The 12463-nt window shown below is 59.8% G+C and carries 14 protein-coding genes; 6 read left to right on the plus strand and 8 right to left on the minus strand.

Annotated elements, in window-relative coordinates:
• Positions 1 to 175: 175 nt before the first annotated feature.
• From hemA to D882_RS0126040, 6 genes are all read left to right on the plus strand, one after another.
• Complete coding sequence (gene hemA, locus D882_RS0126015; protein ID WP_027925952.1) at positions 176 to 1465, plus strand: glutamyl-tRNA reductase; 1290 nt, start codon at positions 176 to 178, stop codon at positions 1463 to 1465.
• Entirely contained in the window at positions 1462 to 2544 is a 1083-nt protein-coding gene (gene prfA / locus D882_RS0126020; RefSeq protein WP_027925953.1) for a peptide chain release factor 1, read from the plus strand. The genes hemA and prfA overlap by 4 nt, the downstream gene beginning before the upstream one ends.
• Positions 2545 to 3375, plus strand: coding sequence for a peptide chain release factor N(5)-glutamine methyltransferase (prmC, locus tag D882_RS0126025; RefSeq protein WP_027925954.1), 831 nt, complete (start codon positions 2545 to 2547; stop codon positions 3373 to 3375).
• A complete protein-coding gene (locus tag D882_RS0126030) occupies positions 3369 to 4124 on the plus strand; it encodes a molybdopterin-synthase adenylyltransferase MoeB (protein WP_027925955.1) in 756 nt (251 codons plus the stop codon). The genes prmC and D882_RS0126030 overlap by 7 nt, the downstream gene beginning before the upstream one ends.
• A complete protein-coding gene (gene murI / locus D882_RS0126035) occupies positions 4117 to 4908 on the plus strand; it encodes a glutamate racemase (RefSeq protein WP_027925956.1) in 792 nt (263 codons plus the stop codon). The genes D882_RS0126030 and murI overlap by 8 nt, the downstream gene beginning before the upstream one ends.
• 114 nt (positions 4909 to 5022) lie before the next feature.
• A complete protein-coding gene (locus D882_RS0126040) occupies positions 5023 to 5541 on the plus strand; it encodes an acyloxyacyl hydrolase (RefSeq protein ID WP_027925957.1) in 519 nt (172 codons plus the stop codon).
• 104 nt (positions 5542 to 5645) lie between these two features.
• Here D882_RS0126040 and D882_RS0126045 read toward each other — a convergent pair whose 3' ends face one another.
• From D882_RS0126045 to phrB, 8 genes are read right to left on the minus strand one after another with little or no spacing between them, the layout of a single operon-like run.
• Entirely contained in the window at positions 5646 to 5951 is a 306-nt protein-coding gene (locus tag D882_RS0126045) for a YkgJ family cysteine cluster protein (protein WP_007942663.1), read from the minus strand.
• A 53-nt stretch (positions 5952 to 6004) separates the two neighbouring features.
• Entirely contained in the window at positions 6005 to 6508 is a 504-nt protein-coding gene (locus D882_RS0126050) for a DUF2878 domain-containing protein (RefSeq protein ID WP_027925958.1), read from the minus strand.
• Entirely contained in the window at positions 6501 to 7772 is a 1272-nt protein-coding gene (locus tag D882_RS0126055) for a cyclopropane-fatty-acyl-phospholipid synthase family protein (RefSeq protein WP_027925959.1), read from the minus strand. The genes D882_RS0126050 and D882_RS0126055 overlap by 8 nt, the downstream gene beginning before the upstream one ends.
• Entirely contained in the window at positions 7759 to 8574 is an 816-nt protein-coding gene (locus D882_RS0126060; RefSeq protein WP_027925960.1) for a DUF1365 domain-containing protein, read from the minus strand. Before D882_RS0126060 ends, D882_RS0126055 begins: the two co-directional genes overlap by 14 nt.
• Positions 8571 to 9818: an NAD(P)/FAD-dependent oxidoreductase gene (locus tag D882_RS0126065; protein WP_027925961.1), complete on the minus strand. Its 1248-nt coding sequence runs from the start codon at positions 9816 to 9818 to the stop codon at positions 8571 to 8573. Before D882_RS0126065 ends, D882_RS0126060 begins: the two co-directional genes overlap by 4 nt.
• Entirely contained in the window at positions 9815 to 10597 is a 783-nt protein-coding gene (locus D882_RS0126070; protein WP_027925962.1) for an SDR family oxidoreductase, read from the minus strand. The genes D882_RS0126065 and D882_RS0126070 overlap by 4 nt, the downstream gene beginning before the upstream one ends.
• Positions 10594 to 11016, minus strand: coding sequence for a nuclear transport factor 2 family protein (locus D882_RS0126075; RefSeq protein WP_027925963.1), 423 nt, complete (start codon positions 11014 to 11016; stop codon positions 10594 to 10596). The genes D882_RS0126070 and D882_RS0126075 overlap by 4 nt, the downstream gene beginning before the upstream one ends.
• Positions 11009 to 12454 (minus strand): deoxyribodipyrimidine photo-lyase, encoded by a 1446-nt coding sequence (phrB, locus tag D882_RS0126080; protein ID WP_027925964.1) that lies wholly within the window; start codon positions 12452 to 12454, stop codon positions 11009 to 11011. The genes D882_RS0126075 and phrB overlap by 8 nt, the downstream gene beginning before the upstream one ends.
• Between the last annotated feature and the right edge of the window lie 9 nt (positions 12455 to 12463).

A 12463-nucleotide genomic window follows, 5' to 3' on the forward strand; every position in this document is an offset into this window, starting at 1 on the left:
GAGGACGACTAACCTGCGGTCGGATCATCATGACACAAGCCTTCGGCCAAACATAACCGAGTCTCAATCGAGGCCTTTATAGAGGCAGGACATTGGGACAATAGTCAGCGGTAGTTGTTCTGTCTGTGGCGAAGTAGGACAATTGCCGGCTTCACGTCACCATCAGCGACCTTGAATGGCCTTCCTTGCACTCGGTATCAACCACAAGACTGCGTCAGTAGACGTCCGCGAGCGCGTGGCCTTTACCCCTGAGCAGCTGGTGGAGGCCTTGCAGCAGCTCTGCCGCCTCACCGACAGCCGCGAAGCTGCGATCCTCTCCACCTGCAATCGCAGTGAGCTCTATATAGAACAGGATCACCTTTCGGCGGACATCGTGTTGCGCTGGCTGGCCGATTATCACCATTTGAGCCTCGAAGAGCTGCGTGCGAGCAGTTATGTGCACGAAGATGATGCGGCAGTTCGTCACATGATGCGGGTCGCCTCCGGGCTCGATTCGCTGGTGTTGGGCGAACCGCAGATCCTCGGCCAGATGAAATCCGCTTACGCCGTGGCGCGTGAGGCCGGCACCATCGGTCCATTGCTCGGGCGTTTGTTTCAGGCGACGTTCAACGCGGCCAAGCAGGTGCGCACCGACACCGCCATCGGCGAAAACCCGGTGTCCGTGGCGTTTGCCGCGGTCAGCCTGGCCAAACAGATTTTCAGCGACCTGCAACGCAGCCAGGCCTTGTTGATTGGGGCCGGTGAAACCATCACCCTGGTCGCCCGTCATTTGCATGAATTGGGTGTGAAGCGCATCGTCGTCGCCAACCGCACCCTGGAACGGGCGAGTATTCTGGCCGAGCAGTTCGGGGCTCACGCTGTGTTGCTCTCGGACATCCCGGCCGAACTGGTGCGCAGCGACATCGTCATCAGCTCCACTGCCAGCCAGTTGCCGATCCTTGGCAAAGGCGCGGTGGAAAGTGCGCTGAAGCTGCGCAAGCACAAGCCGATCTTCATGGTGGACATTGCCGTCCCGCGCGATATTGAGCCGGAAGTCGGCGAACTCGACGACGTTTACCTGTACAGCGTCGACGATCTGCACGAAGTGGTCGCCGAGAACCTCAAAAGTCGTCAGGGCGCAGCCCAGGCGGCGGAAGAGATGGTCTCGGTCGGCGCCGAAGATTTCATGGTGCGCCTGCGCGAACTGGCGGCGGTGGATGTGCTCAAGGCCTATCGTCAGCAAAGCGAGCGCATGCGTGACGAAGAATTACAGAAGGCCCAGCGTCAGCTGGCCAACGGCACCAGCGCCGAAGACGTGCTGGTGCAACTGGCGCGCGGCCTGACCAACAAACTGTTGCATGCACCCAGCGTGCAATTGAAAAAGCTCTCTGCCGAAGGCCGCCTCGATGCGCTGGCCATGGCTCAAGAGCTCTTTGCCCTGAATGAGGGCTCATCGGATAGCTTTTCGGATAAAAAACCGCAATGAAAGCGTCACTGCTCAATAAGCTGGACATCCTCCAGGACCGTTTCGAGGAATTGACCGCCTTGCTTGGCGATGGCGAAGTCATTTCCGATCAGAACAAATTCCGCACCTACTCCAAGGAATACGCAGAGGTCGAGCCCATCGTCGGCACCTATAAGCAGTTGCTCAAAGTGCAAGGCGACCTCGAAGGCGCCCAGGCACTGCTCAAGGACAGCGACCCGGACATGCGTGAAATGGCCGTGGAAGAAGTCCGCGAAGCCAAGGAGCAACTGATCGAACTCGAAGCCAGCCTGCAACGCATGCTGCTGCCCAAAGACCCGAACGACGGGCGCAACGTGTTCCTCGAAATTCGTGCCGGCACCGGCGGCGACGAGGCCGCAATTTTCTCCGGCGACCTGTTCCGCATGTATTCGCGTTACGCCGAGCGTCGCGGCTGGCGGGTGGAAATCCTCTCCGAGAACGAGGGCGAACACGGTGGCTATAAAGAAGTCATTGCCCGGGTCGAAGGCGACAACGTTTACGGCAAACTGAAATTCGAATCCGGCGCGCATCGCGTGCAACGGGTGCCGGCCACCGAGTCCCAGGGCCGAATCCACACCTCGGCCTGCACCGTGGCGGTGTTGCCTGAGCCGGACGAGCAGGAAGCGATCGAAATCAACCCGGCGGACCTGCGGGTCGATACCTATCGCTCCTCCGGTGCCGGTGGTCAGCACGTCAACAAGACCGACTCGGCCATCCGCATCACGCACTTGCCATCCGGCATTGTCGTGGAGTGCCAGGAAGAACGTTCCCAGCACAAGAACCGCGCCCGGGCGATGTCCTGGCTGTCGGCCAAACTCAACGATCAGCAGACCAGCGCCGCGGCCAATGCCATCGCCAGCGAGCGTAAGTTACTGGTCGGTTCCGGTGATCGTTCGGAGCGGATTCGTACCTACAACTTCGCCCAGGGCCGGGTCACCGACCACCGGGTCAACCTGACGCTGTACTCGCTCGACGAAATTCTCGCCGGCGGGGTCGATGCGGTGATCGAGCCGTTGCTGGCCGAGTACCAGGCTGATCAATTGGCGGCGATAGGTGAGTAAATGACGATCATTGCCAGTTTGTTGCGCGCCGCCGACTTGCCCGACTCGCCGACTGCGCGTCTGGATGCCGAGTTGTTGCTGGCTGCCGCGTTGGGCAAGCCGCGCAGTTTTCTCCACACCTGGCCGGAGCGCATTGTTCCCAGTGAAGCGGCGCTGACGTTTGCCAGTTACCTGCAGCGTCGTCGTGGCGGTGAGCCGGTGGCTTACATTCTGGGGCAGCAAGGGTTCTGGAAGCTGGACCTGGAAGTGGCACCGCACACGCTGATCCCGCGTCCTGACACGGAATTGCTGGTGGAAGCCGCGCTTGAGCTGTTGCCGGCGACCCCGGCCAAGGTCCTCGATCTCGGCACCGGCAGCGGCGCCATCGCCCTGGCCTTGGCCAGCGAACGTCCGGGCTGGAAGGTCACGGCGGTGGATCGCGTGCTGGAAGCTGTGGCCCTGGCCGAGCGCAACCGTCAACGCCTGCACCTCAATAACGCCACGGTGCTGAGCAGTCATTGGTTCAGCGCCCTGGCTGGCCAGCGTTTCCAACTGATCATCAGCAACCCGCCTTACATCCCGTCTTCCGATCCGCATCTGGTGGAAGGCGATGTGCGCTTCGAGCCGGCCAGTGCCTTGGTGGCCGGTGTCGACGGGCTCGACGATCTGCGCTTGATCGTCGCCCAGGCGCCGGATTATCTGGACGCGGGTGGCTGGCTGATGCTCGAACACGGCTACGATCAAGCCAGTGCCGTGCGCGACTTGCTGCTGACCCGCGGCTTTGAAAACGTCCACAGCCGAATAGATCTGGGTGGGCACGAACGTATCAGCCTGGGACGCCTGCCGTGCTGAATGATCAGGAATTGTTGCGCTACAGTCGGCAGATTCTGCTGCAACACGTCGACATCGACGGTCAGTTGCGACTGAAAGAAAGCCGCGTGTTGATTGTCGGCCTCGGTGGTCTCGGCTCACCGGTTGCGCTGTACCTGGCCGCGGCGGGTGTGGGTGAGTTGCACCTCGCCGACTTCGACACGGTCGACCTGACCAACCTGCAGCGCCAGATTATTCACGACACCGATAGCGTCGGCCTGAGCAAGGTTGACTCGGCGATTCGCCGTTTGACCGCCATCAATCCCGAGATTCAATTGATCGCCCACCGCACCGCGCTGGACGAAGATTCCCTCGCGGCAGCGGTAGCCGCGGTGGATCTGGTGCTGGACTGCTCCGACAATTTCTCCACCCGCGAAGCGGTCAATGCTGCCTGCGTCGCTGCCTGCAAACCGCTGGTCAGCGGCGCGGCGATTCGTCTCGAAGGGCAGTTGTCGGTGTTCGACCCGCGCCGTCCGGAAAGTCCGTGCTACCACTGCTTATACGGGCATGGCAGCGAAGCCGAACTGACGTGCAGTGAAGCCGGCGTCGTCGGTCCGTTGGTGGGGCTGGTCGGAAGCCTTCAGGCACTGGAAGCCCTGAAACTGTTGGTCGGTTTCGGGGAGCCGCTGGTGGGGCGTCTGTTGCTGATCGATGCGCTGGGCTCGCGCTTCCGTGAATTACGGGTCAAGCGTGATCCGGGTTGCAGCGTCTGTGGTTCGACACATGCGTGAAGCGCCGATTGGCGTGTTCGACTCCGGCGTCGGTGGGCTCTCGGTGCTGGCCGAGATCCAGCGGTTGCTGCCTAACGAGTCACTGCTGTACGTCGCCGACTGCGGGAACATTCCCTACGGCGAGAAAACCCCGGAATTCATCCGCCAGCGCTGCAGCGTCATGGCCGATTTTTTCCAGCAGCAGGGCGCCAAAGCCCTGGTGCTGGCGTGCAACACCGCGACCGTCGCTGGCGTCGCTGACTTGCGTCGCGATTATCCGCAGTGGCCGATTGTCGGCATGGAGCCGGCGGTCAAGCCCGCCGCCGCCGCGACCCGCAGTGGCGTGGTTGGCGTGCTCGCCACCACCGGCACCTTGCAGAGTGCCAAATTCGCCGCGTTGCTCGACCGTTTCGCCACCGATGTGCGCGTCATCACTCAACCGTGTCCCGGCCTGGTAGAACTGATTGAAAACGGTGATCTGCACAGCGAGGCATTGCGCCAGTTGTTGGCCAGGTATGTCGAGCCGTTGCTCGGCGCCGGGTGCGACACCTTGATTTTGGGCTGCACGCATTATCCCTTCCTGAAGCCTTTGCTAAAGCAGATGATCCCCGATGACATCAGCCTGATCGACACGGGGGCGGCTGTTGCGCGACAACTTCAGCGTCTGTTGGCCGAGCGTGAACTGCTCGCTGACGGGCCGGCGCGTGCTGCCGAGTTCTGGACGAGTGCCGATCCGGTTCATTTCAGAAATATCTTGCCGATACTGTGGAATACGGCCGGCGTTGTGAGAAGCTTCGAGCGTTAACTAAAAAGTTGGGGCAGTGCGGGTAATTGGGGTGAACTTCTGATTAAGCGTCGACTTCTATAGCGTTGAGTAACAAAAAAACCATACGAAATCGTTCGGAAAAGGATGTTTCTAGTGAAGCGACTATTCTGCTTGGCCGCGATTGCGGCCGCTTTGATGGGGCAAAGTTTTACCGCACAGGCGGCAGGCGTGGAGTTCGGGGTCGGTCAGACCACCGAATCAACCATGACCTATCGACTGGGCATGCAATTCGACTGGGATCAGAGCTGGTGGCAAAGCGACGTGGGTCGCCTGACCGGTTACTGGAGTGGCGCCTATACCTATTGGGAAGGTGACAAGAGCTCCAGCAACAACAGCCTGTCGTTCTCGCCGGTGTTCGTTTACGAATTTGCCGGGCAGTCGATCAAACCTTACCTCGAGGCGGGGATTGGTGTGGCGGTGTTCTCCCACACTGAAGTCGAAGACAACAACATTGGCCAGGCTTTCCAGTTCGAAGACCGTTTCGGCGCTGGCCTGCGTTTCACCGGCGGGCACGAAGTCGGGATTCGAGCGACGCATTATTCCAATGCGGGCATGGCCAGTCACAACGACGGCGTAGAAAGCTACTCGCTGCACTACACAATGCCGTTGTAACTTCAAAAGCATCGCGAGCAAGCCACGCTCCCACAGGTGACGCAATCTCCTGTGGAAGCATGGCTTGCCCGCGATGGCGTCAGAAGGTGCAACGCCTTTTCAGGTTACCGATACGCCGTGCTGATCCCCTGGCGTTCTTCGATGCATTCCGGTGCGCCCATCTCGAATTCCCGGCAGATCAGCGGGCGCTTTTCGTAGATGGTGCACATCATGCTGTTGCGATCCAGCGCCGCACACCAGCCGTCGTCCAGACGCAGCATGACTTCCCCGCCCCAATCATCCGTATCGATAAAACGTTCAGGCACGCCCGTGTCGGTGATCAGCATCACTTCGAGCTGACAGCAGCAAGCCGCGCAGGTCGAGCACGTGACAGCCGGCTCGGCGATTTGCGTGTGGGGAATGGTTTTCATGGTGCGCAGTGTAAGGCAGTGGGCCGCTGCTGTGTGAAAGGCCAGACGGACGCTCAGTGGCGGGTGTCTGACGTGAGTCGCTGCGCCATGAAGTGAAGTGCAGGAAACAGGGCTGCCCAAAGCAGCCCGATGCCAATCAAGGTCGGCCATTGTCCATAAGGAAACTGCACGTCCGCCAATTGTCCGCCTGCGTAATACGACAATGGCCCGCCGACGGCGCCGAGCATGCTACCGAGCCACCAGGGGTTGGCGGTCCACGCCAGGCTATGACGCAACGTCGTTGCCAGCAGTGCCCACAACAGCATCAACCACAACGGAATCAATGGCGCGACGTCGTTGAAATCGAATACGCCCAGCCAGCGCAATGAACTGTCGACAGTGGTGCCCAGCAGCACAACGCTGAGAATCAATCGACCTTCATCGGTCCAGCGACTTATCCACAGCAGATGAATCACCAGCACTGCCAGTGGCACCAGCAACCACAGGCTGCTGCCGCCGACCACGCAGGCAAACCAGCCAAGCTGAAACAATACTGCATTAGCCACGCGTTCAGGCATCGAAACGGCCCAGCAGCGGCGCGGTGATCGCAGACGGTTTGGCCAACAGCAATTGTGCCGTGCCGATGGTGCGCTCCAAAAAGCCGCCTTCGCAGTAGCACAGGTAAAACTCCCAAAGCCGCAGGAAATAATCGTCGTAGCCCAACTCGCTCAAACGGCCCTGGGCACGTCGAAAATTGTCATGCCACAGGCGCAGGGTTCGCGCGTAGTGCAAACCGAAATCCTCCATGTGCAGCAGGTTCATGTCGGTGTCGCGACTGACGATCTCGAGCATTTTCTGCACGCACGGAAGGGCACCGCCGGGGAAGATGTAGCGTTGGATGAAGTCGACGTTGCCCTTGGCCTGTTCGTAGCGTTGCTCGCGAATGGTGATGGCCTGCAGCAGCATCAAGCCGTTGCTTTTGAGCAAGTGCGCGCATTGCTTGAAGTAAGTCGGCAGAAAGCGGTGACCGACTGCTTCGATCATCTCGATCGACACCAGTTTGTCGTACTGACCGGTGAGGTCGCGGTAATCCTTGAGCAACAGTGTGACCTGGCCTTGCAGGCCGAGGGTTTCGATTCGTTGGGCGGTAAACGCGAACTGCTCTTTCGAGAGCGTGGTGGTGGTGACCTTGCAGCCGTAATGCTGCGCGGCGTAAAGCGCCATGCTGCCCCAGCCGGTGCCGATTTCCAGCAGGTGATCGTTGGGTTGCAAGGCCAGTTTCTGGCAGATCCTTTCGAGTTTGTTCAACTGCGCCTGTTCGAGGCTGTCTTCGGGGCTAAGGAATTGCGCAGCGGAATACATCATGGTCGGATCGAGAAACTGCTCGAACAGGTCATTGCCCAGGTCGTAATGGGCGGCGATGTTTTTCTGCGAGCCCTTGCGGGTGTTGCGATTGAGCCAGTGCAGTCCTTGAACGAAAGGCCGGCCGAGTTTTGCCAGGCCACCTTCCAGCGCATCCAGCACGTCGAGGTTGCTGACGAAGACGCGCACCACGGCGGTCAGGTCCGGCGAACTCCAATAACCGTGGATGAACGCTTCACCCGCGCCAATGGAACCGTTGCTCGCCACCCATCCCCATGCCGCGGCGTCGAGGATGTGAATTTCCCCGATCAGATGACTGCCGGCCGTGCCGAAGACATGCCGTTCGCCGTCCTCGATGACCACCAGTTGCCCGTGTTTAAGCGCTGCAAGTTGCCGTAGCACGCCGCGGCGCAGCAACGCTCCGGTCAAGCTGTGGGGGCCGGACAAATTGACTTTGCCCAAGAGGCTAGAGGATTTCATGACGGCGATCCTTGGAGGGGGGTATGGCGGTTTGAACGCTACCAACGGCAACCCGATGAGCAAACACCGGGGTGCGTTTAAGCAAAAGGCGCAGCGCCTGCCAGTAAATCGCCAGGCAGGTTTTCGCGGTCATCCAGGGAAACTGCCGCAGGTAACGGTGCAGGCTGCTGCGGTTTAGCGTTTCGCGATGCAGGTTCAGGGTGGCGTCGAAGAGTTTCAGTTCACCCTGCCAGTCCGCCATGTGCACGCCGAGCGTGTTGGCGACAGGGCTGAAACTCATCCGATACTCGAGATCCCGCGGTAAAAATGGCGATACATCAAATGCCTTGGTCACCACGAAATGCTGATGGAAATCGAACCGGTTCTCAGGCGACCTCGCTGGCAACACATAGAGAAAACGTTCTCGCCACGGCGTGTTAGTGACTTCGCAAACAATCGCAGCCAATTGCCCATCGGCTTCATGGCAATAGAAGAAACTCACCGGATTGAACGACAGACCCCAACTGCGCACCTGTGTCAGCAGGCATATCGACCCTTGCGGGGCATGGCCGATGACTTCGCTGACTTGCTGGCGAACCGCATCAATCAGGCGCATGCCCTTGCCGGTAAAGGTTTTCAGGTAATCCGTTTCGCGAAACGAGTAGGGTGCAAAGCGGCTGGTGCCGGACAGGGGCGACAAGCCGAGCACGGCGTCCTGCTCGTCGAGGTCCAGGTACAGCAGGCCGATCCGATAGCGGAAGGCGTGGTGCCTTGGGGCAAACCGCCGGTGGGCAATCCAGCCGCTGTAGAGGGCGCTGTTCACAGCACTTCTCCAAAGGAGCGGGCGACTCGCAAGGCGCTGACCACACCGTCTTCATGGAAACCGTTGGCCCAATAAGCGCCGCAAAAATGGCTGTGTTGTGTGCCATCCAGTTCATCCCAACGACCTTGCGCGGCGACGGCTGCCAGGCTGTATTGCGGATGGGCGTAGGTGAATGTGCCGAGCACTTTGTCAGGGCTGATGCCGGCGCTCTGGTTGAGGCTGACGCAAAACGTGGTATCGCTCTGCAAACCTTGGAGGATGTTCATGTCGTAGGTGACGGCGGCCAGTGTGTGACCGGCGCCTCCTAGGCGATAATTCCAGCTGGCCCAGGCCCGTTTGCCCACGGGCAGCAAGCGCGTATCAGTGTGCAGCACCACTTCGTTATCGGCGTAGGGCAGGGCACCGAGGATCGACCGTTCCGCATCGCTCGGCCTGGCCAACAGTTTCAACGCCTGATCGCTGTGGCAGGCAAACACGACTTTATCGAAGCGTTCGCTGCCAGCAACGCTGTGAATAACCACACCTGCGTCATCACGCTCGACGCGCGTCACGGGGCAGTTGAGACGAATCTTCTCGCGAAATGAGGCGGTCAGCGGTCCGACGTAGGCATTGGAACCGCCTTCAATCACACACCATTGCGGGCGATTGTTGACGGACAACAGCCCGTGATTCTTGAAAAACCGCACAAAAAACTGCAATGGGAAACCGAGCATGTCCGCCATGGACATTGACCAGATCGCCGCCCCCATGGGCACGATGTAATGCAGGATAAAGCGCTCGCCGTAGTGTCCGGCCTTCAAGTAATCATCCAGCGTGGTGTCGGCGGCGATGCGCCCTTGCGCCAGGTCGCGCTGGGCTTCTTTATTGAAGCGCAGAATATCGCGCAACATGCCCCAGAATCCGGGCGACAACAGGTTGCGGCGTTGGGCGAACAGGCTGTTCAGATTGTTGCCGTTGTACTCAAGACCGGTATCCGGGTCCGTCACCGAGAAACTCATCTCAGTCGGTTTGAAACCCACCCCGAGCTGGCCCAGCAGGCGGATGAAATTCGGGTAGGTCCGGTTGTTGAAGACAATGAAACCGGTGTCGACCGCATAGCGCTGGCCATCGACCGACACGTCGACCGTGTGGGTATGACCGCCCGCCCGGTTGCCAGCCTCGAACAGGGTGATCTCATGCCGGCGATTCAGCAGGTAGGCGCAGGTCAGTCCCGAGATGCCGCTGCCGATGATGGCGATGTTCATGGGCGATCCTGGATCGGCGCAGGGCTGCGCACCATGCGTTTGCCGATGGCCAGTTTCACCGCGTTGGGCATTTTCGACAGAGGCCACAGTGCCGCCATGAACAGGCCGGGAAACGCGATCTCCAATGGCCGGTTCTTGAGTTTGGCGAAGATGTGCCGGGCCGCTTTACCCACCGGCCAACTGAGCGGCATCGGGAAGTCATTCTTGGCCGTCAGCGGTGTCTCGACGAAGCCTGGGCTGACAATAGTGACTTCGATGCCTTCCGGCGCGAGATCAATGCGCAGCGATTCAAACAGGTAGCGCAGCCCGGCCTTCGACGCACCATAGGCTTCGGCACGCGGCAGCGGCAAGTACGTAACGGAGCTCGCGACGGCCACCAGGTGCGGCGCGGTGCCTTTGCGCAGCAATGGTAACGCCGCCTCGATGCAATAGGCGCTGGCGAGCAGATTGGTGCGCACCACGTGTTCGACAATCGATGAGTCAAATTGCTGGACGTCGATGTATTCGCAGGTGCCCGCGTTGAGAATAACGGTGTCCAGCGAGCCCCAGACTTGCGCAATCTGCTCACCGATTTCACGCACCTGCTGGCTGTTGGTCAGGTCACCCGGCACCACCAGCACTTGTCCGGGATAGCGCAAGGACAAGACCTTCAACACGGCTGTCGAGCGTGCACTGACGGCCACGTGAGCGCCGGTCTTGAGTATTTCTTCGGCCAGCGAGGCGCCAATACCGCTGCTGGCGCCGGTCAACCAGTAGCGCCGTGGAGTTGCCAGACTCATCCCATTCTCCTTTTTAGCCAGGCAATCGCCCGACCCAATACGGGTAGATGTTCGTAAATCAACGCCCCGGCATCGAAGTAATCCCGATGCCGATAAACCTTGTCGCGCCAAAGCAGGTGAGAGCAACCTTCCACTCGTATCAACTGGCCGTTGGCCAGGCGCGGGTGGCGGTAACTCATGACCCAGCGCAGATAGCCTTCGCCTTCACTGATGTGGTCGAAACCGTGAAACTCGAAATGCAGGTCACTGACATTGGTATAGAGATCGGTGAAGTAGCTGCGCAACGCCACCAGGCCTTGTACTTCATGCAGCGGGTCAGTGAATTGCACATCATGGGTGTAAAGCTGATTGAGGTGGTGCAGGTTGTCCTTGTCCAAGGCCGCAAACTGCTCGGCAAAACGCCGCAGGAAATCACTCATGGCGTCCTCCGGCCTGTTGTCGCGAAGGCAGGCTCTTGAACGCGGCCAGCGCTCGTTGTCGGGACGTGCTCAGATTGACGATCGGCGATGGATAATCCGCCACACCGAACAGTCCGCCGAGGTTGGCCGGATTGTGAACTTCCTTTTTATTGAGCCCGGCCAGTTCTGGCAGCCAGTGCTTGATGAACACGCCTTCGGTGTCGAATTTTTCCGATTGGCTCAGCGGGTTGAAAATCCGGAAGTAGGGCGCCGAATCGGTGCCGGTGGATGAGCTCCACTGCCATCCACCGTTATTCGCCGCCAGATCGCCGTCGATCAAGTGCCGCATGAAAAAGCGCTCGCCTTCGCGCCAGTCGATCAGCAGGTTCTTGGTCAGGAACATCGCCACCACCATGCGCAGCCGGTTGTGCATCCAGCCGGTCTCAAGCAATTGACGCATGGCCGCGTCGATGATCGGCAGACCGGTGCGCGCTTCTTGCCACGCCAGCAGTTCTTCTGGAGCGTTGCGCCAGGCAAGGGCTTCGGTTTCCGGGCGAAAGGCGCGATGGCGGGAGACTCGCGGGTAACCCACCAGAATATGTTTGTAGAACTCGCGCCACAGCAATTCGTTGATCCAGGTGACAGCGCCGACCTTGCCGCTTTCGAATTCGCCCTGATTGGTTTGCAGGGCGGCGTGCAGGCATTGGCGCGGGGAAATCACCCCGGCGGCGAGATAGGCCGAGAGCTGGCTGGTGCCGGGCTTGGCCGGGAAGTCCCGTTCGTCTTTGTAGTAGTCGATCTGAGCGTCGGCGAAGGTGTCGAGGCGGCGTCGGGCTTCGGCTTCACCGGCGGGCCAGAGTGTGCGCAGGCTTTCACTCGGTGTTTCGAAGCCGTCGACGCTTGAGGGAATGTTTTCGTTGTTGATCGCCAGTGGCGCCTGGACAGCCGGCGCAGCGATCAGGCTCGGCAATGACCCGCGCAATCTGTCGTAGCAGACCTTGCGGAACTGACTGAAGACCTGAAAGTAAGTGCCGGTCCTGGTGAGCACGGTGCCCGGTTTGAACAGCAATTGGTCAAGGTAGCTATGGAAGTCGATGCCATTGGCGTTCAGCGTTTGGGCCACCGCCGCATCACGACGGCTTTCATGAACACCGTACTCTTCGTTCACGTGTACGGCGTCGACCTTCAACTGCTGACACATTTCGAGCAGCACCTTCGGCGCTTCATCCCAGTGAGATGCGTTGCGGATCAGCAAGGGGATGTTCAGATCACCCAGTGCGCGATTCAGTTCACGCAAGTTTCGCAGCCAGAAATCCACTTTGCATGGCGCATCGTCGTGTTCCAGCCACTGCTGCGGGCTCAACAGGTATACCGCCACCGTAGGGCCGCGAGCCGCGGCAGCCGAGAGGGCGGTGTTGTCATGTAGGCGCAAGTCGCTGCGCAGCCAGATCAATTGCATGGTTGTGTC

Origin of the sequence: Pseudomonas sp. URMO17WK12:I12 (genome assembly GCF_000514395.1) — a bacterium.
Taxonomy (GTDB): Bacteria; Pseudomonadota; Gammaproteobacteria; order Pseudomonadales; family Pseudomonadaceae; genus Aquipseudomonas; species Aquipseudomonas mucoides.